Below are 23,131 nucleotides of genomic sequence, written 5' to 3' on the forward strand. Positions count from 1 at the left end.
TGTGAATCGATGAATTCTAGCGCGCCGCGCCCGCCCGCGCATCAAGGGTCGGAAAATGCCTTCAACAGGATTTCCGCAAAAAGCGTGATCGCGATAGTCTTTGCCGTCGTCAGGCTCATATCCCTCTGAATGACTGTGGTAAACTGCGCCCTATCACGGGTTATCAGGAATCGACGAATGGCAACAATGCTGGATGTCTCAATACGCGCAGGCGTCTCGAAAGCGACGGTTTCCCGCGTGTTGAACGGCACAGGTCAGGTAAAAGAGAGTACCCGCCAACAGGTCTTCAAAGCGATGGAAGAGTTGGGCTACCGGCCCAATTTTCTTGCCCGCTCGCTGGCGAATCGCACCAGCAATAGCATTGGCCTGGTGGTATCGACATTCGACGGTTTCTATTTTGGCCGCTTGCTGCAACAGGCGTCGCGTCAAACGGAAGCCTGGGGCAAGCAGCTTATCGTCACCGATGGCCACGATGCGCCCGAGCGGGAAGAAGAAGCGGTGCAAATGTTGGCCGACCGCCAGTGCGACGCCATCGTGCTCTACACCCGCCATATGAGCGAACAAAAAATCATGTCGCTTATCGAGTCCATCGAAACGCCGCTGGTAGTGATTAACCGCGATGTCAGCCAGGCGCGGGAACGCTGCGTGTTCTTCGAACAGCAAGAAGCGGCGTTTCAGGCCGTCGACTATCTGATCTCCCAGGGGCACCGCGATATCGCCTGCCTGACCGTGCCGATGCACACCCCAACGGGTAAAGCGCGCCTGGCGGGCTACCGCAGCGCGCTGGAAAAGCACGGAATTGCGTGGGAACCGGCGCGGGTAAAGTACGGCGATTCGACGATGACCCGCGGTTATGAGCTATGTCGGGAATTATTAGAAGAGAAAACGCCGTTTAGCGCGCTGTTCTCCTGTAACGATGATATGGCGTTGGGGGCCTCGAAAGCGCTGCATCAGGCGGGGTTACGCATTCCGCAGGACGTGTCGCTCTTCGGCTTTGACGACGCACCCAGCGCAAAATGGCTGGAGCCGGGATTATCGACGGTCTACCTGCCGATCGACAATATGATCACCACCGCCATCGACCAGGCGATTAAGCTTGCCAACGAACAGCCGATCGAAACCATCCCGCCGTTCACCGGCACGCTGGTGCTGCGTGAATCGGTGACGACGGGGCCGTTCTTTAAATAAGCTCCAGCGCCAGCAGTTCTTCAATGGTCTGGCGGCGGCGAATCAGGCGCGCGCTGCCGTTATCAAACAGCACTTCCGGCAGCAACGGGCGGCTGTTGTAGTTTGAAGACATCGATGCGCCGTAGGCGCCGGTGTCGTGCAGTACCAGGTAATCCCCTGGCGCGACCGCCGGCAGCAGGCGAGTTTCCACTTTACCGCCCTCCTGCTGGGTAAAGACGTCGCCGGATTCGCACAGCGGCCCAGCGACGACGGTTTCCAGCTGTGGTTCGCCGCTCAGGTCGCGCCCGTCCGCCGCCAGCGCGGTAATATGATGATAGCTGCCGTACATGGCCGGGCGCATCAGATCGTTAAAGCCGGCATCGATCAGCACGAAGTGGCGGCTACCCATCTCTTTCACGCTACGCACCTGCGATACCAGCACGCCGGACTCCGCCACCAGGAAACGCCCCGGTTCGATCTCCAGCTTTATCGGATGCCCCAGATGTTTGGCGATCTGCTCGCGCGCGGCATTCCACAGGCCAAAGTAGTGATCGGTATCGATCGCCTCTTCGCCTTCGTGATAGGGGATCGATAAACCGCCGCCGGCGGAGATCGCCTGTAGATCCTGGCCAAACTCCACCACCTGGCGCACCATCGCGCCGCATACTTGCTCAAGATGGCCGTAATCAACGCCGGAGCCAATATGCATATGGATACCGACCAGCTGCAGCGAATGGCGGCGAATCACCTCCAGCGCTTGCGGCAGTTGGCTGTACCAGATACCGTGTTTGCTGTTTTCGCCGCCGGTATTGGTCTTCTGGCTGTGGCCATGACCAAATCCCGGGTTGACGCGCAGCCAGACGCGGTGGCCCGGCGAGACTTCGCCCAGCTGGCTAAGCATATCCACGGATCCGGCATTTACCGGGATCTGTAACGCTTTCACTCGCTCAAGAGTCGCGCGATCGATCAGATCGGCGGTAAAGACGATATCGTCCGGATGCTGCACGGGGTCGTAGCCTGCCGCCAGCGCGCGTTCGATCTCGCCAAGCGACACCGAATCCACCTTCACGCCCTGCTCGCGCATCAGACGCAGAATATGAATATTGGAGCAGGCCTTCTGCGCAAAACGCACCACGTCAAACTGGCTAAGTTGGGCAATCTGGCGGCGGATAATCTGCGCGTCATAGACCCATACCGGGCAGCCAAACTCAGCGGGCAGGCGCAGTAGATTGTCGGTGGTCAGATCGGTATCGGTGGCGTTCAGCGAGCGTGGCATAAGGACTCCGGTGCGTACGTGTGTTTGTCGATGTTTTTTTCGATTACGCCACAGCGTGAAGAGAATAAAAAATATCGTTTTATCGCGAGTCTATGCAAAAATGATATGGCTATCTGATGCTAACCGGGAGCCGCCCATGCCAGCCGTCAACTTACGCCATATCGAGATTTTCCACGCGGTGATGACCACCGGCAACCTGACCGAAGCGGCGCGGATGCTGCACACCTCGCAGCCGACGGTCAGCCGTGAGCTGGCGCGTTTTGAGAAAGTACTCGGCTTAAAGCTGTTTGAGCGCGCCCGCGGCCGTCTGCAGCCGACGGTGCAAGGGCTGCGACTGTTTGAAGAAGTACAGCGTTCATGGTACGGGCTGGATCGCATCGTTAGCGCCGCGGAAAGCCTGCGCGAATTCCGCCAGGGGGAGCTGTCGGTAGCCTGTCTGCCGGTCTTTTCGCAGTCATTTCTGCCGCTGCTGCTGCAGCCGTTCCTCGCGCGCTATCCGGACGTCAGCCTGCAGATCGTGCCGCAGGAGTCGCCGCTGCTGGAGGAGTGGCTGTCCGCCCAGCGCCACGATTTAGGGTTAACGGAAACGCTGCATACGCCGGCCGGCACCGAGCGCACGCCGCTGCTGACCTTAAATGAGGTCTGCGTCCTGCCGCTGGATCACCCGCTGGCCGCGAAAACCGAACTCACCCCCGCCGACTTCCACGGCGAAAACTATATCAGCCTGTCGCGCACCGACAGCTACCGCCAGCTGCTTGATGCGCTGTTTATGGAGCACCAGGTGAAACGACGGATGGTGGTTGAAACCCACAGCGCGGCGTCGATCTGCGCGCTGGTGCGCGCCGGAGCGGGCATTTCGGTGGTCAACCCGCTCACCGCCCTCGACTACGCTGAGAGCGGCGTGGTGGTGCGGCGCTTCAGCGTCGATGTGCCCTTTACCGTCAGCCTAATCCGCCCGCTACATCGCCCCGGTTCCGCGCTGGTCGACGCCTTTGTTCAGCATCTGCAAACCAGCCTGCCGCGTATCGAACAGCCGCTGGCGGCGGTACTTAAGAGAGCATAAATTCCACCGCGTCGGCGGCATGGATCGCCGCGGTATCAAATACCGGCAGCGGGCTACTCGTTTCCGGTACCAACAGGCCGATTTCGGTGCAGCCGAAGATAACGCCTTCCGCCCCCTGCGCCGCCAGCGCCTCGATGACCTGCAGATAATAGTCGCGCGAGGCGTCGCTAAAGGTGCCGAGGCACAGCTCATCAAAAATAATTTGATTGATGCGCGCCCGATCGTCGGCCTGCGGGATCAGCGTCTCAATGGCAAACTGCTGCTGCAGACGGCCGCGATAAAAATCCTGCTCCATGGTGTAGCGGGTGCCCAATAACGCGACCCGACGCTGGCCTTTAGCGCTGATCGCCCGCCCGGTGGCGTCGGCGATATGCAGGAACGGCACTTCGCAGCGGGCTTCAATCGCCTCAGCCACTTTATGCATGGTGTTGGTGCACAGCACGATGCCCTCGGCGCCGGCCTGCTGTAGCCCCAGCGCCGCCGCGGCGAGGATCTCGCCGGTGCGCTCCCACTCCCCTGCCGACTGGCAGGCTTCAATCTCATGAAAATCAACACTATGTAGCAACAGGCTGGCGGAATGCAGGCCGCCGAGCCGCGCTTTAATGCCTTCATTAATTAACCGGTAATAGGGAATGGTGGATTCCCAGCTCATGCCGCCCAGCAGGCCGATGGTTTTCATTATCTGCTCCTTTATGGTTTGCTCCAGTGAAGCAAACCTGCCGATAACTTTCCACTGTTGCTGTTGGGCGGCGACCACATCAGAAGAAATATTTAAAGCGCACGCGCGCGCCGTAGCGTTCGTCGTCGTTCCCGCTCTGCTGGGCCGACGAATCCAGCCATGAGGCATAGGCGCCGAGATAAATATTAAAGTTCGGCATATCCATGATATTCGGCAGTTGCCAGGAGGCATGGATCGTGTGGATGTCATAGCGGCCCGGCGTCAGAATCGCGCAGTCGCCATCGCACTCGCCGCTGACGCCCGCCATATTAAACTGGTCGATTTTGTTGTGCGCGTAGATATATCCCAGCTCGACGCGATGCCACAGCGCGTTGATACCGGCGCTGAAATCCTCTTCATCCGCCGCATCCAGATAAGCGGTGCTGAGGTTCACCACCATGCCATCCTCGGCATCGGTTTTCAGCGTATTCCAGCTCATGGTCAGTCCGTAGCCGGTACGGTTGGACTGATCGACCCAGCGTCCATGCTGGTTTTGATAGCCATAGGCATTGTTCACCAGGTTGCTCTCAACCGCCGCCGCCACTGACCACGGGCCGGATTGCCAGGCCGCCACCGGCCGCACATAGACCACGTTTTTATGATTTTCGAGCGCGTTGCCGTGATAGTTTTGATCGACGAATAACGAGCTGCCGTCTTCCACCAGCGTGTTGAGCTCAAAGTACCAGTTATCGAGATATTTGCTCAGCAGGAAATTACCGCCGCTGCTGCTACGCCCGCGCCCCTCTTTCATCATGTAGATATAACCGTAACCGTCGCTATAGAGATCGTTGGCGGTATTACCAGAATATTCAATAAACGTATCCTGATTCAGCGGGAACATATCGTAGGCTTCAAAGCGCCCCACTTTTATTTTCCAGTCATTTTCCTGACCAAAGAAAAATACGGCATCATCAAGATTCATTTTCCCGGTCATATCCGCCAGCGGCTGTACGCTAAAGCCGGAATATTTACCATTCGCGCCTTTACGTAAGCCATCGAACCCTAACAAAATACGCCCATTGATATCCCAGCGTTCTTTATCCCCCGGCGCCCAGTTCTTATTCGCGCTGGTTTTTACCGAGGTCAGGCTGCCGGTTCGGCTGGCGCCATCCATATTAAATTCAACATCACCGTAAAATTTTAAATCGACATCTTTATTCACCGCCAGCGCGGGCGCGGCAACCGTCGCGGGCGCTGGCGCGCTGCTTTTAGCCGTCGTGCGCTCCTGCTGCTTCAATTCGCGGATTTCCGCCTCGGCGTTTTGCGCCCGCTGCTCGGTGGCTTTTAAGCGCTGCTCCATCTGCGCCAGGCGCTCCTCAAGCGAAAGCGTTGGCTCTGCGCCAGCGGCGGGAATAAATAAAGACGAGATAAGACATCCAACCCAGATTTTATTCATCGTTAGACCCTGCTTATTATATATTAAATGTATTGTTTTATTTTTTCGGTAAATATTGAAAACCCGCCGGCGATTGCTAACGGGTTATTCGGGTTAATTACTATTTAATTAGAGCTCCCATGCTCCGCCATCAATTAATGCCGCGCTACCGCTCCAGGAAAATAAAACTAATTCTCTGTGCTGCGCGTCAGGATAAATACGGCTGCTGAGGCAGGCTTCGCCGTCATTGACGAAAACCTCAACGGATGAGCTATCGAAAAATAACCGCAGCTTCAGCGCCGAACCGGTGGGTAACGGAACGCTGCGGGTGCCGCACAAACCATATTGCGGATAGCGGCGCTCCAGTACCAGCCGCTGCATCTGATTGTCGACATATACCTTCAACCCTTCGCCAAAGCTCAAACCGTACTGCTCGGCGCCGCTATTGGCCGTATCCCAATGCAGGTTGACCTCCATGGTTTCGCAGCGCTCTACCATCGTCAGCTGCTGATTCTTCAACGAACTGACCGGCCACGGGAACCAGTCGCGGCGCAGGCCTTCCACCTCTTTTGCCGGACGCATCAGTAACCGATTATTCGCGCCGAGGCTTAACTCGCGCGGCAGCGACAGCATACCGGCCCAGCCGTCCTGCTGCTCCGGCAGCGGCGACTCCCACATGTCCAGCCAGCCGATAACAATCCGTCGGCCATCAGGGGTGAGGAAGCTTTGCGGCGCATAGAAATCGTGGCCGCTGTCGAGTTCGACAAACGCCTCTTCGCGGACGAAAGTTTGCCCCGGCTGCCAGTCCCCCAGCAGATAGCCGCTCTGGAATAAATTGCGCCGGGCAAAGCCGTCCGCGGCCATCCCCTGCGGCGAGAACATCAGCACCCGCTTGCCATCGAGTTCAAAGAAATCCGGGCACTCCCACATGTAGCCCATCCCCGCTTCGGCCTGGGCAAGAATACCGGCATCCTGCCAGTGGCGCAGGTCGTCAGAACGGTACAACCGCACCTGACCGACGTCGTCTACCCGCGCGCCGACCACCATGTACCAGCTTTCACCTTCACGCCATACTTTCGGGTCGCGAAAATGGTGCATCCCCGGCGGGGTATCAATGACCATCCCCTGGCGCTCAAAATGGATGCCGTCGCGGCTGGTCGCCAGACACTGCACCTGGTACAGATTATTTTCATCAGCGGGATCGCCATGAAATTTATGGCCGGTGTAGATGAGCGCCAGCGTATCGCCATCAACCACCGCCGAGCCGGAGAAACAGCCGTCTTTATCTTCCTGCCCTTCCGGCGCCAGCGCCACCGGCAGGTGTTCCCAATGCACAAGGTCCTTGCTGCGCGCGTGGCCCCAGTGCATCGGCCCCCACTCATTTGAATACGGGTGGTGCTGATAAAACGCGTGGTACCAGCCGTCGAACCATACCAGCCCGTTGGGGTCGTTGATCCAGCCGGCACGGGCAGCCAGGTGATAACGCGGATACCAGCGCGGGTTGAGATCCACGCTTTTCGCCTGCAGTTCCCGCTCCGCGTTACTAATGGAATACATCATATTCATTTCTCTTTTCAGTCAGATAGTGGATGGCTGCGACATGAGCGAATCCGAAGAGGCCTTATTGGATCGCAGCAGGAAGATGGAGATGAAGGTGGTGCAGAACACCAGCAGTCCCATGATCAGATAGGAGTCGGCGAAGCCGTATTTTTCATAGCTATAGCCCGCCAGCGGCGACAGGACGGTGGCGATAACCGAACTGGTGCAGGCGAAACCCACCAGATACAGGGTGGATGAAAGGCGTTTATCAAAGTTCAGGCTGTTGTATTTGAAGATAGAAACCAGCAGCACCGGCAATTCCACGGCGTGCAGCAGTTTCGTAATCGAGATCAGAACCGGGCCTTCCACCAGCCCGGAGGCCACCATGCGCATCGCCATCACCATGCCGGCGAAGATCAGGCCGTTTTTCGCGCCGATGCGGTTGACCAGCCACGGGGCGCAGAACATCCCCGCCGCTTCAAGGAACACCTGGAAGGAGTTGAGATAGCCATACATGGCGTTCCCTTCATGCAGCGTGGCGAACTGCGAAGAGAAGTAGACCGGGAACTGCTGGTCGTAAACGCCGTAAATACAGGTGCCGACGACGAAAAATACCAGCGCCCAGAAACGCGGCAGCGTCAGCAGGCGCAGCGCGTCTTCCAGCGTGACTTTACCGCCACTGACCGCCTCCTGCATGGCGTGCGGCGCTGAAGAGACCTTAAGCCGCGCCAGCAGCATGAAGAAAACCAGACCGGAACAGCTGGCGACGGCGAAGTTCAGCTGTGGGTTTATGTTAAACAGCAGCCCGGCGAAAAAGGTCGCCACCGCCCAGCCCAGCGATCCCCACATCCGCGCTTTGCCGAATTCAAACTGGCTTTGCCGCGCCACGCGCTCGGTATAGGACTCCAGCACGCCAATGCCGCCGTTAAAGGTCAGGCCGATGTAGATGCCGCCAAAAATACTGCCGAGTAGCACGTTGATTTTGAGCAGATAGCCAAACAGCAGATAGGCGGGGCCAGAAAGGATCAGTAAGACCGTGATATACCAAAGTAAATTTTTGCGCAGCCCCAGTTTATCCTGGATAAAACCGTAGCAAATCTGGGCGAATAGCGCCGAGACCGACAGCACCGCGTAGATAATGCCGGTATCCCCGGCTTTCAGCCCCACTTCCTGATGTAGCCAGATGGAAAGCAGCGAGCCGGAAGAAGACCAGGTAACAAAAAAGAAAAACAGTAAGGCACTGAGTAAGGGGTAGCTGTGAGAGTGATGCGTCTTCATCATGACATTCTCGTGTTGGAGTAATGCGCGAATGGTAACGTTAACAAAAAACAACTCTCATCTGGTTTTGTGACGATTCATGATGTTAATCACAAAAGTTAACGTTAACATAATGGAGATGCGATCGCGATCAACTATTCCTCGCCATGCTTCACCATCGGGCTGGGATAGACTATCGTATGATCCTTTTACATCAGCGACTTAGTTGTATACCGGAGTAATCACCATGGCATCCCTGAAAGATGTAGCGAAGCTAGCCAATGTCTCACTGATGACGGTATCCCGCGCGCTGAACAGCCCGGAGCGCCTGAAGGCGGATACGCTCGCCCGCGTACAGGCGGCGATTGAACAGACCAATTACGTGCCCGATCTGTCGGCAAAGAAAATTCGCGGCGCCCGGGCAACCCCAAGCACCATCGGCGTGCTGGCGCTGGACACGGTGACCACCCCATTCTCGGTAGAGATAACGCTCTCTATCGAAGAGACGGCGCGGGCCCACGGCTGGAACAGCTTTGTGGTCAACATGTTCTCGGACGACAACCCTGATGCCATACTCGACCTGCTGCTTTCCCATCGCCCGGACGGCATTATCTACACCACCATGGGGCTGCGCCAGGTCCCGCTGCCGGCCAAATTGTTGACGCTGCCCTGCGTGCTGGCCAACTGCGAAAGCCTGAACGAGAACGTCGCCAGCTATATTCCGGATGATGAGCAGGGCCAGTACGACGCGGTGAAAGCGCTACTGGCCGCCGGCTATCGCCGCCCGCTCTGTTTGCATCTTCCGGCAAGGCATCTGGCGACGATACGCCGCCGACAGGGGCTGGAACGCGCCTGCCGTGAGGCGCAGGTTGATCCGGATACGCTCGATCACGGCTATATGACCTACGGTGACGAACACTATCGCGATATTCCCGGCCAGCTGCTTGCCCATATTGAGCAAGGTAAACCGCGGTTTGATTCCGTGGTGTGCGGCAACGATCGCATCGCTTTTATGGTCTACCAGACGCTGCTGGCGCAGGGCCTGCGAATTCCTGAAGATGTGGCGGTAGTGGGTTATGACAACATGGTGGGGATTGGCGATCTGTTCCTGCCGCCGCTGTCGACGGTGCAGTTACCGCATTATGAAATTGGCCGCCTGAGCGCCCTGCATATCATTAACGGCGACAGCCATCGGGATACCGTTAAGGTTCCCAGCCCGTGGCTGCCGCGCGAATCAATGTGATCAGTTGCCGATGTTACGCAGCTTTTCGCCGGACATCAGCTTGCGTTCGATGTGCTCCAGCGTCACGTTTTTGGTTTCCGGGATCAGCCAGAAGGTCACGCCGATAAAGGCCACGTTCAGCGCGGTATAGAGCCAGAACGTGCCTGCCGCGCCAATCGCGTCCAGCAGCGTCAGGAAGGTCGCGCCAATAATCATGTTCGATACCCAGTTGGTGGTGGTCGAACAGGTGATACCGAAGTCGCGGCATTTCAGCGGCTGGATCTCGGAGCAGAGGATCCACACCACCGGCGCGGCACTCATCGCGTACCCGGCTATGCACATCATGGTCATCCCCACCGACAGCCAGGAGAGGCCGCTACCGGCGGTACCGTTATCAAACTGCATCAGGCAGTAGCCCAGCACCAGGGTGCCCAACGCCATCACGCTAAAGCCGATTTTCAACGCCGGTTTACGTCCGGCCTTGTCGACGGTAAACACCGCGATAAAGGTCGCGAACATAAAGGTCAGGCCGACCACCAGCGTGGCGATCATCTGCTGTTCGGTGGTGGTAAAACCGGCCATTTTGAAGATCCGCGGCGCGTAATACATGATGATATTCATGCCGGTAAACTGCTGCATCGCCTGCAATAACATGCCGAGGAATACCGCCCGACGCACGTTGCGGTTCACTTTGAATAGCGCCCAACCGCCCTGCTTCAACTTCAGGCTTTCGCGGATTTCATTCAGCTCATCGCGGGCTTTTTCCGAGGTATCGCGCAGCATGCGCAGCACTTCTTCGGCCTCGATATGGCGGCCTTTTTCCGCCAGCCAGCGCGGGCTGTTAGGCAGGAACACCACCAGGATAATCAGCAATACCGCCGGCAGCGCCAGCACGCCAAGCATCGCCCGCCAGTTGCCGCTGTAGCTGAAAGCGGTATCGGATAAGAACGCCAGCACGATGCCAAGCGTGACCATCAACTGATACATGCTGATCATCTTGCCGCGAACGTTTTCACTCGCCATTTCTGAAAGATAGAGCGGCGCGGTATAGGAGGCGATACCGACGGCGACGCCAAGGACAATGCGCGCCGCCAGCAGCATCTCGACGCTGGTGGCGAATGCCGAACCGATAGAGCCCGCCACAAATAGCACCGCGCCGACCATCAGGCTGTATTTACGGCCAAGACGGAAAGAGAGCCAGCCGTTGAACAGCGCGCCAATCGCCGCGCCCAGCATCATACTGCTGACTACCCACTCCTGCAGACGGCTGGATAACACGAAATGATCGGTAATGAAGGGGAGCGCCCCGGCAATCACGCCAATATCAAGGCCGAATAACAAACCCGCCACCGCGGCGGCAATGGAGACAAACTGGTTCATGCGCCGGGTGTTGCGCTGCGCATTGGGGAGTAAACCCGGATCGGTGGTCAATGAAGTCATTTTTTTCCTGCCTCAACAGAGTATGCGTGCAGTGAAAGTACGGGATCGCAGGGCTAAGGTGTCAGGCGGGAGATGGCGAAGATATGGATAAAACGGCTGGTAGCATTGTTTTTGTGATGGACATTAAACTTTATCTTATGCAAAAAATGCTGTCCGATCGTCAAAACAACCCTGATGTATGGCGAGTATTTTATTTTCCATTACTAACGAGTATGGATTATTTAAACCTCATGATATGGACGATTATTGTTCGGAAAACAACCCGCCGGTCGGCGGGTTGTTCGACTTATGTCTGTTAGCGCGCCAGCCAACCGCCATCTACCGCCACGGTATAGCCGTTAATGTAATCGGATGCGCGGGAGGCGAGAAACACCACCGGCCCCATTAAATCGCTCGGCAAGCCCCAGCGGCCGGCCGGGATACGGTCGAGAATTTCCGCGCTGCGCTGTTCATCGGCGCGCAGCTGCTGGGTATTGTTGGTTGCCATGTAGCCGGGGGCAATGGCGTTAACATTGATATTATGCTTCGCCCATTCGTTGGCCAGCAGGCGCGTCACGCCCATAACGCCGCTTTTCGAGGCGGTATAGGACGGCACGCGGATCCCGCCCTGGAACGACAGCATGGAGGCGATATTGATGATCTTGCCGCCGTTACCCTGGGCGATGAAGTGCTTCGCCGCGGCCTGGGACATGAAAAAGACGCTTTTGATGTTCAGATTCATGACGTCATCCCAGTCTTTCTCGCTGAATTCGATAGCATCCTGACGGCGGATAAGCCCCGCGTTATTGACCAGAATATCGATGTGGCCAAATTCCGCCACCGCACGCTCAAGCAACTGCGGAATACCATCAATCTGTCGCAGGTCGGCGGTGAGGCTCAAAAAACGACGCCCCAGCGCGCTAACGCGCTCAATGGTTTCCGTCGGTTCAACGATGTTAATACCGACGATATCGCAGCCCGCTTCCGCCAGCCCAACCGCCATGCCCTGGCCTAAACCGGTGTCGCAGCCGGTCACTACCGCGACTTTCCCCTGAAGAGAGAATGCATCAAGAATCATATCTGGTTCCTTTCTTTCACGGCCTGCTCACCACAGGCAAGGTTCTGAGGCTAAGAAGAACTCCTGGGGCGTCCCCATCATAAAAATAAAACAGAGTTCCGTTTTGCTAATGGTCACATAGTAGACCGCTGAAAAATCATTTTCAACGACAATTAAAACAACGTTTCATTTTTTGTGATTAAAAATGATAAAAACGCAAAACGGATCACATAGCCAGAAGCTGGTGACCTATACAAAAGCTATAAATACAGTGAGTTAGGTTATCTTTAAAAAATAACCGCGAAGAAAGAAAATCAGGTAAAAAAATGAAGAATGGAAGATCGACGGGGATGATGGGCCTCGCACCGGAGACGGCGCGAAACCCTATTATGCGCGCTCCACCGCCAGCGCAACGCCCTGACCGCCGCCGATACACAACGTCGCGAGCCCTTTACGCGCATCGCGCTTAATCATTTCATGTACCAGCGACACCAGAATCCGGCAGCCGGACGCGCCAATCGGATGGCCCAGGGCGATAGCCCCACCGTTGACGTTAACCCGGCGTTCATCCCATTCCAGCACTCTGCCAACGGAAATCGCCTGGGCGGCAAAAGCTTCATTGGCTTCGATTAAGTCAACCTCATCCAGCCGCCAGCCCGCGCGCTCAAGGCAGCGCCGGGTGGCATGTACCGGCGCGATACCCATTAGCGCCGGATCGACGCCGACGCTGGCGAAGGCGCGAATGCGCGCCAGAATCGGCAGCCCCAGCTCCTGGGCCTTTGACTCGCTCATCATCATCACCGCCGCCGCGCCATCGTTAATACTCGATGCATTACCCGCGGTCACCGACCCTAACTGGTCGAAGGTGGGCATCAGGCTGGCTAATCCCTCAGCGCTGGCGTCCATCCGCGGCTGCTCGTCGGTATCCACCAGCCGTTTACTGCCGTTATGCTCGGTGGCGACCGGCACGATCTCATCGCGGAACCGCCCGGAGTCTATTGCCCGCCGCGCTTTTTGCTGCGAGCTAAGCGCCCAGGCGTCCTGTAGTTCGCGGCTGATCCCATACTCCCGCGCCAGATTTTCCGCCGTTACGCCCATATGGTAATCATTGAAAGCGTCCCACAGACCATCATGCACCAGGCTGTCGATAAGCTGGCTATTGCCCAGCTGCGCGCCGGTTCGGCTGTCGGTAAGCACATGCGGCGCACGGCTCATGTTTTCCTGGCCGCCGGCGATCACTACATCCGCTTCGCCGCACTGGATGGCCTGGGTCGCCAGGTGCAGCGCTTTCAGCCCGGAACCGCAAACGTCGTTGATGGTGATCGCCGAGACGGTATTCGGCAGCCCGCCGCGGATCGCCGACTGGCGCGCCGGATTCTGCCCGGTACCCGCGGTCAGCACCTGACCGAGGATCACTTCATCAATGCACTGCGGATCGATTCCGCTCCGCTCGACTAACGCCTTCACCACCACGCTGCCCAATTCCACCGCCGAGTGACGCGCCAGCGTTCCCTGAAAACAGCCGATGGGCGTACGCAACGCGCCGACGATCACGACATCTTTCATCCTTTACCTTCTGCGCAAAGAACCATCAATAGATGCCGTTATAGTAGAGAATTGTTATCAAAAAATTTCGCAATTGTTTAAAAAAAGTGAGGCGGTTCACAAAGTTCGCCGTCACGACTCGCGGCCTTGCCCTTCAAGATGTTGGCGCAGCCAGCTGCCCGCTTCCCCCAGCGGCGTACGCTTGTTCCATAACAGATCCACCGAGATCGACCGCGGCCAGCCGGCGATATTCAACGCTTTAAGCTTGCCGCTACCGGCGAACTCTTCCACCAGCGCGCAGGGCAAAATACACCAGCCAAAGCCCTGCACCGCCATACTCAGCAGCAGCAAATAGTTGGGCGCCGACCATACCTGGCCGCGCGAGGGATCCGGCGCGCTCTCAAGATAAGTGCTAAGCCGCAGTTCACGCCAGCCGTGCAGATCATCCCAGAAAACCCGCCCCTGACCGGCCAGCGGATGCCCCGGCGCAACATAAATCCCCATCGCCGTTTGCAACGGTAAGCGCATGCTGCCGATCTCCATCGGATAACTGTCCCTGGCTTCGATAAGCCCCACCTGCGCACGCTCCTTTTGCAGTAGATCCACCACATCTTCGTCTTCGCCAATCAGGCATTCAAACTCGGTATGCGGAAAACGCCGATCGAACTGTTCCAGCAAATCCTCCAGTACATCCGGGTGCAGGGTATCCGACAAGACGAAGGTCAACCGCGGTTCGGTATTACCCGATAACGAACTGGCGAGCTCATCCAGCCGCGAACTGGCGGCCAGTATTGCTTTCACATAGCCCAGCACCTGCTCGCCCTGCGCGGTTAGCGTCGGCTGGCGAGTGGAACGATCGAACAGAGTTAACCCCAGGTCGGTTTCAAGATTCGAAATCGCGGTACTGACGGTGGATTGGCTTTTACGCATCCGCCGGGCGGCGGCGGAGAACGAACCGCTGGCGGCGGCTTCTACAAAGGCGGTGAGAGCTTCGGGAGAATAGTGCATAACCTATCTACTTTATCGATGGAATCTATCTTTTGTTTATCACATTTTTCCATAAAATGCCGGGTAAATCTGGATGACAGAACTAACAAGAGGTATCCCAAAATGAAAACCAATAACCTGCAACATAAGACGCTACTGGAACGCGTACTCCACGCGGTGAGCTTTGAAGGCCTCGCCACGTTAATTCTGGCCCCGACCGCGGCCTGGTTAATGCAGCGATCGGTGGTCGAAATGGGCGGCTTGGCCATTTTGCTCGCCACCATGGCGATGGTCTGGAACCTGATCTATAACGCCGCCTTCGACCGTCTGTGGCCGGTTTCACGCCTGGCGCGTACGCTGCGGGTGCGCGCGCTGCACGCCATCGGCTTTGAGTGCGGCTTTATCATCATCGGCGTTACCGTCGTCGCGCTGATACTCGGCGTGTCGCTGGTGCAGGCATTTATGCTGGAAATCGGCTTTATGCTGTTCTTCCTGCCCTACACCATGTTCTTTAACTGGGCGTGGGATACGCTGCGCGTGCGCGTCCTGAAGTATCGCCAGCCGCAGAGTCTGCCGAATAATTAACGTTCTCGATCGCGCGGATCGTCTAACCCTTTGGCGATCCGCGGGTTTATTTATCACCGAAAACTATCACCGCAAACGATTCATAAATGTGGTAAATTGCACTCCTTTTTTTGGGTTATACGGTTGATAAATTCGCATAATGTCTAAAATTTGGTCTAAAGAAGAAACTCTATGGAGTTTTGCTCTATATGGCACTGCCGTAGGCGCCGGCACCCTATTCCTGCCGATTCAACTCGGTTCGGCCGGCGCCATCGTGCTGTTCCTCACCGCTCTGGTTGCCTGGCCGTTAACCTACTGGCCGCACAAAGCACTGTGTCAATTCATTCTGTCGGCCAAAGTAGCTGCCGGTGAAGGGATCACCGGAGCGGTCAATCATTACTACGGCAAAAAAGTCGGCAATCTGATCACCAGCCTGTACTTTCTCGCCTTCTTCGTGGTGATCCTGATCTACGCCGTGGCGATCACTAATTCGCTGGCGGAACAACTGGCGAGACACGTGGCGATGACCCCTGGGGTACGCGCCCTGCTGAGCCTTGCCGTGGTGCTGGTACTGAATCTGATCTTCCTGATGGGGCGCCATATGACCATCAAAGTGATGGGATTCCTCGTCTTCCCGCTGATTGGCTGTTTCCTGTTCCTCTCCATCTACCTGATTGGCAGTTGGCAACCGGAACATCTCACCAGCCAGATGCAGCTGAACGCAAAGACCTGGCACCAAATCTGGATCTCAATTCCCGTGATGGTTTTCGCTTTTAGCCATACGCCGATTATTTCGACCTTCGCTATCGATCAGCAGGAGAAATATGGTGAGCTGGCCATGGGTAAATGCAAAAAAATCATGAAGGTGGCCTACACCATCATCTGCGCCAGCGTGCTGTTTTTTGTTTTCAGTTGCCTGCTGTCCATTCCGCTGCCGTACATCGAAGCCGCGCGTAATGAAGGGGTGACGATTCTCTCTGCGCTCTCCATGGCGCCGGGCGCGCCGGGCTGGCTGGCGGTGACCGGCATTATCGTCGCGGTGGTCGCGATGTCGAAATCGTTCCTCGGCACCTATTTTGGGGTGATCGAAGGCGCCAGCGAGATCGTTAAAACGTCTCTCGGCCAGCTCGGTATTCGCAAGAGCCGCGCCTTTAACCGCGCCATGTCGATTATGCTGGTCTCGGCGCTGACTTTCATCGTCTGCTTTATCAATCCGAACGCCATCTCGATGATTTACGCCATCAGCGGCCCGCTTATCGCCATGATTCTGTTCATCATGCCGACGCTATCGACCTACATTATCCCGGCGCTCAAGCCCTATCGTTCACTGGGTAATCTCATTACCTTGATCGTCGGCCTGCTCTGCGTCTCGGTGATGTTCTTCAGTTAAATCTCTCCTGCGGCGACGCCCTCAGCGTCGCCGCACGTTCTGCCAACATTCTCGCCCATTACCTCTCCCTGACGGGATTACACTTACTCCTTGCCTATCATCGGAGGGAGTCATTATGTCCAACGTAACATTATCCGGGGTCGCGACCTTAGGCGACCGTCAGGTTTACCGGCTTGGATACGGCGCCATGCAGCTCGCCGGCCCCGGCGTATTTGGCCCGCCAAAAGATCCTGACGCCGCCATTCGCGTTCTGCAAGAAGCCGTCGCCGCCGGGGTGAATCATATCGATACCTCCGATTTCTACGGTCCGCACATCACCAATCAGCTGATTCGTCAGGCGCTGCATCCCTATGGCGATGATCTGTGTATCGTTACCAAAGTCAGCGCCCGCCGCGATGAGAAAGGCAACTGGCTACCGGCGATGTCGCCGGCGGAACTCACCCAGGCCGTCGAAGATAACCTGCGTAACCTCGGCCTGGAAAGGCTGGAGGTAGTGAATTTGCGCAGTATGCTCGGCACCCACGGCCCGGTGGAAGGCTCGCTGGAAGAACCGCTAACGACCTTACTGGAACTAAAAGCCCGCGGTCTGATTCGCCACATCGGTCTGAGTAACGTCACCGCCAGACAGGTCGCCGATGCGCAGAAGCTGACCCCCATCGTCTGCGTGCAAAACCAATACAACATCGCTAACCGCGGTGACGACGCGTTAATCGACGCGCTGGCGCAGCAAAACATCGCCTACGTGCCGTTCTTCCCGCTGGGTGGTTTTACGCCGCTACAGGCGCGGGAACTTAACGAGGTTGCCGCCGGGCTCAACGCCACGCCGATGCAGGTGGCGCTGGCGTGGCTACTACAGCGCTCGCCGAATATTTTGCTGATTCCGGGCACCTCATCGGTGGCGCATTTACGGGAAAATCTCGCCGCCGCGACGCTTTCTCTGCCCGTCGAGGCGCTGGCGACGCTGGATAACATCACCGGCTGATGGCGTCAACTCCCCCCTTTACGGCGTTTGTCGTAAAGGGTTATCCCCTTAATATTAAGCTGGAATTAGGCCATCTCTGCTGGCACTATATATCCTACAAATCGGGTTTTGCTGATTCCTTATCCGGGCAATAACCTTATAAATTGCATTGAGTTACGTTATTTCTTAGGCCTCCTAATTGGGAGGCTGTTGTCGTTTGTATTGTTCTATGGTTTTTGTTAACACTCTTGATTACAGGAAAAAACAATATCGGCTTCGACGTTTATACAAATCAATTTGGCCACAAAGATAGTCAATATCATCGAACGTTCACAAAAACATCTGGTTAACATAATCAGTATGTCGCTATTGCTGTAAAAAAAATTAACTATGCACAGTAACGATTCAACAAGGATTACCCATGATAGAGGGAACGATAAAAACCAGTAAGTATGAAATCATTGCTATTTTCAGAGAGGAACAGAGAAAGCAAACAGAGATAGAAATTTTCTTTAATAACAAAAGCATCAGTACTCAGATTGCGCGTGTCGATTTTGCTGAATTCCATATCCGCAGCGAGAGCAAAATCCCGGCGGGGAATAAATTCAAATTTATTCTGCATAGCGATTCAGGAAAGATCGAGTTCACCTCCCAGCGGCAGAAGAATTCCGCTGGCGGCGCGGAGAATAGCAATAAGGTGGCATTTGCGTTACCAGAATGCATCCAGGTTGTACAAAGACGACGAGATCCCAGATTTCGTTTGCGCGATGAGAATGATTTCTTTTGTCATGGCCGCCATAAAAATGGCGAAAACTATGCTTTTGATATCAAAGATATTTCTGATGGCGGCTGCGCGCTGATTGCGCAAAGTCCAAACCTGAAATTCCTGGCCAACAACTCAACGTTGAAAAACGCCATTCTGTCTCTGGCGGAATATGGCGAAATCACCGTTGATCTGGTTATCAAGAACGTGGCGATGGTCACGCTGGATAGCGAAGAGAAGAATCAGGAAAACTACTATCAGATTTCCTGTCAGTTTAAGTTCCGCCGCAGCGACGACAGGAAGAAAATAGAAAAAACGCTGATCGATTTGATTCTGGAAGCCAAGCGGAAGAAGAGAGTTTAATGCCCTTGAACAATATCTTGCTGTACACCGACGACAATATCATTGGCCAATCTATTCACGATTATCTGAGCGATATTCACCAGGATATCACCCAGGCCAGTTATCAGGACATCGTACAAGGGGGCGTCGCGCCCCTGGCTGAGACGGTGATCCTCAATATGATCCACAAGGATATATCCGCTGCCGATACGGTCGTATTACTCAACAAACTGCGCTTTCATTTCTCGCGCTGTACATTGTTGGTATTGATGGTAAAAAGCGATATCGCCAATCTGTGCCGGGAATTAATAGATCTGGAAAACCTGTTAATCCTGACGGAAAAATCTTCCTTAGACGCATTTTCGGCAATTACCAGAACGCAGGATGAAAACCCGCAGTCCCGGTATTTGCGCACGCAGCGAAAGCTGACGGCCAGAGAGCTGCAGGTACTGGAACTTATTATCGCCTGCAATAACAATAAGCGAATTGCCTCGCTGCTCAATATCGACCATAAGACGGTGCACAGCCATCGCATTCACATCATGAAAAAGTTGGGAATGAATAGCTCGCAGGTGATGCATAAGCAAATCGTCAATATGAATCACTGCTGAACGGGCATACCGTCGCCGGGCCTACAACGCCAGAGCAAAATGTTGACGCAGCGCTCGCTTACCGGGTTCGCTAATTGTCACTTCGCGGTAGCCGGGCACCAGCGTGAACCAACCTTTTTGCACGCCCCACTGCAACAAGGCAGCGCCCGCGGCACCACCCAGATGAAAACGGCGCTCGCTCCAGTCGAGGCAGGCGCAGCAGGCTTTGCGGCGGGATCCGTTATCACACGCTATGCCTAAGCGGGCGAAATTCGCCTTCCCCGCCGCAGTAAGCGCTGCGCCATTTGCCGTAAGCCAGGCTTGCTGTTGCAGAAAATCATAGATGGCGACGGCTACCTCGCCCGCCAGATGATCGTAGCAGGTACGCGCCATACGCAGCGTTCCCGGCGTACGCGTAGTCAACGGCACAGCGCTTTTTCCGGCCATGGTCATCATATTTTCCAGCAATCCGGCGACATCGCCGCCCGCCAGGCGATAGTAGCGATGCCGCCCTTGCGCCAGGCAGATCAGTAAGCGACTGCTGACTAACCGGCTAAGATGCGCGCTGGCAGTCGACGGCGAAATATCCGCCGCGACGGAGAGCTCAGTCGCCGTCCATGCCCGGCCATCCATTAGCGCGCAGAGTATTTTCACTCGTGAAGGATCAGCCATCGCCGAGGCAACCGCCGCCATCGCGACGGCCAGCGCTTCGTCATCATCAATGACAACCGCAGGGTGCAACATAGTGCCTCCGCTTAATATTGGTTACGCAGAACGTGAACTCTGCATCTGGTATTCACGCAGTACCTGCGCCACGCGAATCTGATAATCAGCAAAGATAGACTCCCGCCCTTCCCGCTGCGCCGCCTGATGACAAATATTGCGCTTCCAGGCCGTCACCGCCTGTTCGTCCCGCCACCACGACAGCGACAATATCTTTCCCGGCGCACTGAGGCTTTGAAAACGCTCGATGGCGATAAAGCCGTCGATGGTCTCCAGCAGCGGTTTCAATTGCGCCGCCAGCGCGAGATATCGTTCCTGCTGCGCTGGCGTGACCTGTGCTTCAAAGAGTACCGCAATCATGGTTTTTTCCTCCAGTAACGAATAAAGCCGCACTGTAGCGCGTCGTTCGCAATCAATGCTTCGCCAGCGGGCGAAGTATCGCCGGCGTGACAGGCCAGAAAACGACCAAACCATTCACGCAATCAATATCAAACCCAAATTTGGCGAGGATAAAACGCGAAGCGAAGGAAACCATTAGTATCAGCAATTAATTATAACTAATTGTTTTTAATTATATTTTTAATAAAACGTCAATCATTGGTCATCCAGCCGTCATAAAAATGTGATCTAAATCGCACTTTTTGCAACGTACGTTATAGTTAGCAGACTTATTATAAACCCATCGAAAGCACAACGCTTTCCACCATAAAAGTTAAAAGGATAAACACCATGAAAAACGTAAAATTACTTGCTGCTGCTGGTATGCTGTCTCTGGTTTCTTTCGCAAGCTTCGCGGCTCACCCGGTGAGCGTGACCTCTGATACCCTGGACAACGCAGAAGCAAAAATCGCTGCTATCGCTAAAGATCAGGGCGCCTCTTACCACATTACCGAAGCCTATACCGGTAATCAGGTACACATGACGGCGGAACTGTCTAAATAACCGAATGGTCGCAGAGGGAGCTGCCGGACAGGTCGTCTCAGGACGGCTAGTCTGGCTCCCGCCACGTAACAAAACACGGCAATGTCGAGCCCCTTTATGGGGCTTTTTTACGTCAACGTTTCGCCAGCGCGCGCTGAATAGAGAGCACACTCGCCAGCACCACAATCAGCCCTGCCAGCGCCATCCCCTCAATTTTCTGCCCGAGAAATATCCACCCCAACAGCACCGCCGTCACCGGGCTAAGCAGGCTCATTGCCGATACCGCCACCGGCGACAATCTGCTGATACCGCGAAACCATAAACCATAGGCCAGCATCGCCCCGGCCACACACAGCCAGACATAACCTGCCGCCTGTAATAGAGTGATGTTGTACAACGGCGGATCCACCAGCAGCGCGATGGGCAGTAACACGATCCCGCCAATCAACAATTGCCAGCCGGTCATCGCCACGACCGGCAGCGATAACGCCCAGCGCCGCGACAGCCAGGTGCCCAGCGCCATACTGACGGCGCCAAGAAAAGCGGCGCCAATACCTAACGAATCCAGCACCGTGAGCGGAGAAAGCAGCAACATCGCCATACCGATGATCCCGGCGCAGGCGGATACCACCGCCAGCCACGGCGAACGCTGACGATCCACGCACCAGGCAAGCAGCATCACCAGCAGCGGCTGAATCGCGCCGATCACCGCCGCCAGCCCGCCGGGCAGCCGGTAAGCGGCGATAAACAGCAGCGCCTGAAAGGCGCCGATATTTAATATTCCGGTAATGACCAGCTTCCACCACTCACCGCGCTGCGGAAACTGACGGCTCCACAGTAACAACGCAATCCCGGCGGGCAACACCCGCAGCAGCGCGGCGATAAAAGGACGGTCCGGCGGTAGGAACTGCGAAGTAACGATATAGGTGGTCCCCCAGATAGCGGGAGCCAGTGCGGTCAGCAGCAAATCGACCGCCAGATGACGAGTAAAAAAGGCCATGATTTTATCTTCATATCAAGTTAAATTGTGTAGCAAGTATGTATCGATAAATATCTTGATATCAAGATAAGTGAGCACGCATGGACAAATTACCGCCAACGGATGCCGTTGACCGCATTCTCGCCCAATGGCAGCGCGAGCGCCCGGATCTGGATTGCAGCCCAATGGGGCCAATTGGCCGCCTCAAGCGCTGCGCCATGCTGCTGGAGCCGCAGGTGGAGGCGGCGTTTGTTAAACATGGGCTGGTACGTTGGGAGTTCGACATGCTGGCGACGCTGCGCCGCGCCGGCGAGCCATTCGTGCTGTCGCCGACCCAGCTCTTTTCGACGCTGATGATTACTTCCGGCACGATGACCCATCGCCTTAAGGCGCTGGAAAAACGGGGGTTGATCGCTCGTTTAGCGAATCCTCAGGATGCCCGCAGCATGCTGGTGGCGTTGACGCCAGCGGGACGAGCGCTGATCGATGAGGCGGTTGCCACCCACGTGGCGAATGAGCGACAACTGCTGGCAGGGCTTTCAGAGACCCAACTTCAGCAGTTAGACGAAGCGCTGCGGGTGTTTATGCGCCTGCTTGAGGATGAGCACTAGCCGACGATTAGGTCTTATTACGATGACTTACCTGCGACTCACTGAGAGTCGTCGCTACTGAATCGCAAAGCTATGTTGCTGGCGTATTGCGTTTTGCAATAACCGGCAAATACGCATACCATCTGCACATTCTATCGTCGTCAGGCAAGGAGATGCTTGTGGATAAGACTCACTCTTCGACCCCGCCAGAGAGCCACGAAAGCCGCTTTCATAAAGAAGAGTTCCCCTTTTTTTGGGTGGTTAACGTTTACGCCCGTTATACCCAATTAATGGAAATCGAGCTCAAAAAAATCGACATCGACCTTTCCCGTTTCCGCGTACTGATGCTGGTGCACCAATACCACCGCGCCAGTATTTCGCGGATCACCGAATATGCCGTTAGCAAGATGCCGACGGTGACCAAAATTGTTGGCCGCCTGCGCGATGACGGCCTGCTGACGACCCACGTTAGCGTCAGCGATGGCCGGGTCACCGAAGCGGAACTCACCGCCGCCGGTGAAGCCAAGGTAGCCGAAGCCCGGGCGTTAGCGGAAACCGTGTTTACTAAAGCCTTCAAGGGCATCACCCCGGCGCAAGAAAAAAAGATGAACCAGGTGCTGGCGCTCATTCTGCACAACCTCGATGACTAATCCCCTGCACCAATAACCATTTTCCATAAATGG

The 23,131-nt window shown here is 55.8% G+C and carries 23 protein-coding genes; 11 read left to right on the forward strand and 12 right to left on the reverse strand.

The annotated features are described in order from the left end of the window. Nucleotides 1-186: 186 nt before the first annotated feature. Nucleotides 187-1,188, forward strand: a complete 1,002-nt coding sequence (locus tag PGR23_RS17100) for a LacI family DNA-binding transcriptional regulator (RefSeq protein ID WP_161801907.1) — start codon at nucleotides 187-189, stop codon at nucleotides 1,186-1,188. Here the strand turns inward: PGR23_RS17100 and lysA are convergent. Continuing rightward, nucleotides 1,181-2,443 (reverse strand): diaminopimelate decarboxylase, encoded by a 1,263-nt coding sequence (gene lysA, locus PGR23_RS17105; protein ID WP_396279440.1) that lies wholly within the window; start codon nucleotides 2,441-2,443, stop codon nucleotides 1,181-1,183. The genes PGR23_RS17100 and lysA overlap by 8 nt on opposite strands. A gap of 136 nt (nucleotides 2,444-2,579) precedes the next feature. On the opposite strand from lysA, the gene PGR23_RS17110 reads away from it, so the two are divergent. Further along, complete coding sequence (locus tag PGR23_RS17110; protein WP_045396671.1) at nucleotides 2,580-3,506, forward strand: LysR family transcriptional regulator; 927 nt, start codon at nucleotides 2,580-2,582, stop codon at nucleotides 3,504-3,506. Here the strand turns inward: PGR23_RS17110 and PGR23_RS17115 are convergent. The 4 genes from PGR23_RS17115 to PGR23_RS17130 all read right to left on the reverse strand — a co-directional run bounded on the left by PGR23_RS17115 (nucleotide 3,493) and on the right by PGR23_RS17130 (nucleotide 8,419). After that, nucleotides 3,493-4,185, reverse strand: coding sequence for an aspartate/glutamate racemase (locus tag PGR23_RS17115; protein WP_396279439.1), 693 nt, complete (start codon nucleotides 4,183-4,185; stop codon nucleotides 3,493-3,495). The genes PGR23_RS17110 and PGR23_RS17115 overlap by 14 nt on opposite strands. A gap of 79 nt (nucleotides 4,186-4,264) precedes the next feature. Then, complete coding sequence (locus PGR23_RS17120; RefSeq protein ID WP_396279438.1) at nucleotides 4,265-5,620, reverse strand: carbohydrate porin; 1,356 nt, start codon at nucleotides 5,618-5,620, stop codon at nucleotides 4,265-4,267. Between the two features lie 108 nt (nucleotides 5,621-5,728). Further along, nucleotides 5,729-7,159, reverse strand: coding sequence for a glycoside hydrolase family 32 protein (locus PGR23_RS17125; protein ID WP_396279437.1), 1,431 nt, complete (start codon nucleotides 7,157-7,159; stop codon nucleotides 5,729-5,731). A gap of 18 nt (nucleotides 7,160-7,177) precedes the next feature. Next, complete coding sequence (locus PGR23_RS17130; RefSeq protein WP_045373827.1) at nucleotides 7,178-8,419, reverse strand: MFS transporter; 1,242 nt, start codon at nucleotides 8,417-8,419, stop codon at nucleotides 7,178-7,180. Nucleotides 8,420-8,642: 223 nt separating this feature from the next. Between PGR23_RS17130 and PGR23_RS17135 the strand changes: the two genes are divergently transcribed. Next, nucleotides 8,643-9,638 (forward strand): LacI family DNA-binding transcriptional regulator, encoded by a 996-nt coding sequence (locus PGR23_RS17135; protein WP_289575816.1) that lies wholly within the window; start codon nucleotides 8,643-8,645, stop codon nucleotides 9,636-9,638. On the opposite strand, the gene araE is transcribed toward PGR23_RS17135, so the two are convergent. From araE to PGR23_RS17155, 4 genes are all read right to left on the reverse strand, one after another. Continuing rightward, nucleotides 9,639-11,057 (reverse strand): arabinose-proton symporter AraE, encoded by a 1,419-nt coding sequence (gene araE, locus PGR23_RS17140; RefSeq protein WP_015369908.1) that lies wholly within the window; start codon nucleotides 11,055-11,057, stop codon nucleotides 9,639-9,641. 295 nt (nucleotides 11,058-11,352) lie between these two features. Continuing rightward, on the reverse strand, nucleotides 11,353-12,114 hold the full coding sequence (gene kduD, locus PGR23_RS17145; RefSeq protein ID WP_047044182.1) for a 2-dehydro-3-deoxy-D-gluconate 5-dehydrogenase KduD: 762 nt from the start codon (nucleotides 12,112-12,114) through the stop codon (nucleotides 11,353-11,355). A 366-nt stretch (nucleotides 12,115-12,480) separates the two neighbouring features. Further along, nucleotides 12,481-13,659 carry an acetyl-CoA C-acetyltransferase gene (locus tag PGR23_RS17150; protein WP_045396653.1) on the reverse strand — a complete coding sequence of 393 codons (1,179 nt, stop codon included), beginning with the start codon at nucleotides 13,657-13,659 and terminating at the stop codon, nucleotides 12,481-12,483. Between the two features lie 111 nt (nucleotides 13,660-13,770). Further along, nucleotides 13,771-14,646, reverse strand: a complete 876-nt coding sequence (locus tag PGR23_RS17155; protein WP_045396649.1) for a LysR family transcriptional regulator — start codon at nucleotides 14,644-14,646, stop codon at nucleotides 13,771-13,773. A gap of 102 nt (nucleotides 14,647-14,748) precedes the next feature. Here PGR23_RS17155 and PGR23_RS17160 point away from each other — a divergent pair, with 102 nt between their 5' ends. From PGR23_RS17160 to PGR23_RS17180, 5 genes are all read left to right on the forward strand, one after another. After that, nucleotides 14,749-15,210, forward strand: a complete 462-nt coding sequence (locus tag PGR23_RS17160) for a multidrug/biocide efflux PACE transporter (RefSeq protein ID WP_348875085.1) — start codon at nucleotides 14,749-14,751, stop codon at nucleotides 15,208-15,210. Between the two features lie 139 nt (nucleotides 15,211-15,349). Then, a complete protein-coding gene (locus PGR23_RS17165) occupies nucleotides 15,350-16,579 on the forward strand; it encodes an amino acid permease (protein WP_015369902.1) in 1,230 nt (409 codons plus the stop codon). A gap of 115 nt (nucleotides 16,580-16,694) precedes the next feature. Next, nucleotides 16,695-17,561, forward strand: coding sequence for an aldo/keto reductase family oxidoreductase (locus PGR23_RS17170; protein ID WP_047078956.1), 867 nt, complete (start codon nucleotides 16,695-16,697; stop codon nucleotides 17,559-17,561). 400 nt (nucleotides 17,562-17,961) lie between these two features. Continuing rightward, the gene (locus PGR23_RS17175) at nucleotides 17,962-18,666 is read left to right on the forward strand and encodes a flagellar brake protein (protein WP_045396640.1); all 705 of its coding nucleotides are present in this window, start codon (nucleotides 17,962-17,964) and stop codon (nucleotides 18,664-18,666) included. A gap of 5 nt (nucleotides 18,667-18,671) precedes the next feature. Further along, a complete protein-coding gene (locus PGR23_RS17180) occupies nucleotides 18,672-19,256 on the forward strand; it encodes a helix-turn-helix transcriptional regulator (protein WP_045396712.1) in 585 nt (194 codons plus the stop codon). Nucleotides 19,257-19,277: 21 nt separating this feature from the next. Here PGR23_RS17180 and PGR23_RS17185 read toward each other — a convergent pair whose 3' ends face one another. Both PGR23_RS17185 and PGR23_RS17190 read right to left on the reverse strand, forming a co-directional pair. Continuing rightward, nucleotides 19,278-19,979, reverse strand: coding sequence for an ArsR/SmtB family transcription factor (locus PGR23_RS17185; RefSeq protein ID WP_047044179.1), 702 nt, complete (start codon nucleotides 19,977-19,979; stop codon nucleotides 19,278-19,280). 21 nt (nucleotides 19,980-20,000) lie between these two features. Next, the gene (locus tag PGR23_RS17190) at nucleotides 20,001-20,318 is read right to left on the reverse strand and encodes an antibiotic biosynthesis monooxygenase family protein (protein WP_032709056.1); all 318 of its coding nucleotides are present in this window, start codon (nucleotides 20,316-20,318) and stop codon (nucleotides 20,001-20,003) included. A gap of 369 nt (nucleotides 20,319-20,687) precedes the next feature. On the opposite strand from PGR23_RS17190, the gene PGR23_RS17195 reads away from it, so the two are divergent. Next, on the forward strand, nucleotides 20,688-20,900 hold the full coding sequence (locus PGR23_RS17195) for a YdgH/BhsA/McbA-like domain containing protein (protein ID WP_015369896.1): 213 nt from the start codon (nucleotides 20,688-20,690) through the stop codon (nucleotides 20,898-20,900). 112 nt (nucleotides 20,901-21,012) lie between these two features. On the opposite strand, the gene PGR23_RS17200 is transcribed toward PGR23_RS17195, so the two are convergent. After that, nucleotides 21,013-21,879, reverse strand: a complete 867-nt coding sequence (locus PGR23_RS17200) for an EamA family transporter (protein ID WP_047044178.1) — start codon at nucleotides 21,877-21,879, stop codon at nucleotides 21,013-21,015. 80 nt (nucleotides 21,880-21,959) lie between these two features. On the opposite strand from PGR23_RS17200, the gene PGR23_RS17205 reads away from it, so the two are divergent. Both PGR23_RS17205 and PGR23_RS17210 read left to right on the forward strand, forming a co-directional pair. Continuing rightward, on the forward strand, nucleotides 21,960-22,469 hold the full coding sequence (locus tag PGR23_RS17205; protein WP_047044177.1) for a MarR family winged helix-turn-helix transcriptional regulator: 510 nt from the start codon (nucleotides 21,960-21,962) through the stop codon (nucleotides 22,467-22,469). Nucleotides 22,470-22,621: 152 nt separating this feature from the next. Next, nucleotides 22,622-23,098, forward strand: a complete 477-nt coding sequence (locus PGR23_RS17210; protein ID WP_045373865.1) for a MarR family winged helix-turn-helix transcriptional regulator — start codon at nucleotides 22,622-22,624, stop codon at nucleotides 23,096-23,098. Nucleotides 23,099-23,131: the final 33 nt, after the last annotated feature.

It is taken from the genome of Klebsiella sp. 141162, assembly GCF_050600755.1.
Taxonomy (GTDB): Bacteria; Pseudomonadota; Gammaproteobacteria; order Enterobacterales; family Enterobacteriaceae; genus Klebsiella; species Klebsiella aerogenes.

Bases quoted from the DNA above. Each gene is read 5' to 3' on its own strand.
- kduD (WP_047044182.1), bottom strand. From the start codon at position 12,114: ATGATTCTTGATGCATTCTCTCTTCAGGGGAAAGTCGCGGTAGTGACC.
- PGR23_RS17165 (WP_015369902.1), top strand. From the start codon at position 15,350: ATGTCTAAAATTTGGTCTAAAGAAGAAACTCTATGGAGTTTTGCTCTA.
- araE (WP_015369908.1), bottom strand. From the start codon at position 11,057: ATGACTTCATTGACCACCGATCCGGGTTTACTCCCCAATGCGCAGCGC.
- PGR23_RS17195 (WP_015369896.1), top strand. From the start codon at position 20,688: ATGAAAAACGTAAAATTACTTGCTGCTGCTGGTATGCTGTCTCTGGTT.
- PGR23_RS17175 (WP_045396640.1), top strand. From the start codon at position 17,962: ATGATAGAGGGAACGATAAAAACCAGTAAGTATGAAATCATTGCTATT.
- lysA (WP_396279440.1), bottom strand. From the start codon at position 2,443: ATGCCACGCTCGCTGAACGCCACCGATACCGATCTGACCACCGACAAT.
- PGR23_RS17130 (WP_045373827.1), bottom strand. From the start codon at position 8,419: ATGATGAAGACGCATCACTCTCACAGCTACCCCTTACTCAGTGCCTTA.
- PGR23_RS17170 (WP_047078956.1), top strand. From the start codon at position 16,695: ATGTCCAACGTAACATTATCCGGGGTCGCGACCTTAGGCGACCGTCAG.
- PGR23_RS17200 (WP_047044178.1), bottom strand. From the start codon at position 21,879: ATGGCCTTTTTTACTCGTCATCTGGCGGTCGATTTGCTGCTGACCGCA.
- PGR23_RS17120 (WP_396279438.1), bottom strand. From the start codon at position 5,620: ATGAATAAAATCTGGGTTGGATGTCTTATCTCGTCTTTATTTATTCCC.
- PGR23_RS17205 (WP_047044177.1), top strand. From the start codon at position 21,960: ATGGACAAATTACCGCCAACGGATGCCGTTGACCGCATTCTCGCCCAA.
- PGR23_RS17125 (WP_396279437.1), bottom strand. From the start codon at position 7,159: ATGATGTATTCCATTAGTAACGCGGAGCGGGAACTGCAGGCGAAAAGC.
- PGR23_RS17115 (WP_396279439.1), bottom strand. From the start codon at position 4,185: ATGAAAACCATCGGCCTGCTGGGCGGCATGAGCTGGGAATCCACCATT.
- PGR23_RS17100 (WP_161801907.1), top strand. From the start codon at position 187: ATGCTGGATGTCTCAATACGCGCAGGCGTCTCGAAAGCGACGGTTTCC.
- PGR23_RS17190 (WP_032709056.1), bottom strand. From the start codon at position 20,318: ATGATTGCGGTACTCTTTGAAGCACAGGTCACGCCAGCGCAGCAGGAA.
- PGR23_RS17210 (WP_045373865.1), top strand. From the start codon at position 22,622: ATGCTTGTGGATAAGACTCACTCTTCGACCCCGCCAGAGAGCCACGAA.
- PGR23_RS17185 (WP_047044179.1), bottom strand. From the start codon at position 19,979: ATGTTGCACCCTGCGGTTGTCATTGATGATGACGAAGCGCTGGCCGTC.
- PGR23_RS17155 (WP_045396649.1), bottom strand. From the start codon at position 14,646: ATGCACTATTCTCCCGAAGCTCTCACCGCCTTTGTAGAAGCCGCCGCC.
- PGR23_RS17110 (WP_045396671.1), top strand. From the start codon at position 2,580: ATGCCAGCCGTCAACTTACGCCATATCGAGATTTTCCACGCGGTGATG.
- PGR23_RS17160 (WP_348875085.1), top strand. From the start codon at position 14,749: ATGAAAACCAATAACCTGCAACATAAGACGCTACTGGAACGCGTACTC.
- PGR23_RS17150 (WP_045396653.1), bottom strand. From the start codon at position 13,659: ATGAAAGATGTCGTGATCGTCGGCGCGTTGCGTACGCCCATCGGCTGT.
- PGR23_RS17135 (WP_289575816.1), top strand. From the start codon at position 8,643: ATGGCATCCCTGAAAGATGTAGCGAAGCTAGCCAATGTCTCACTGATG.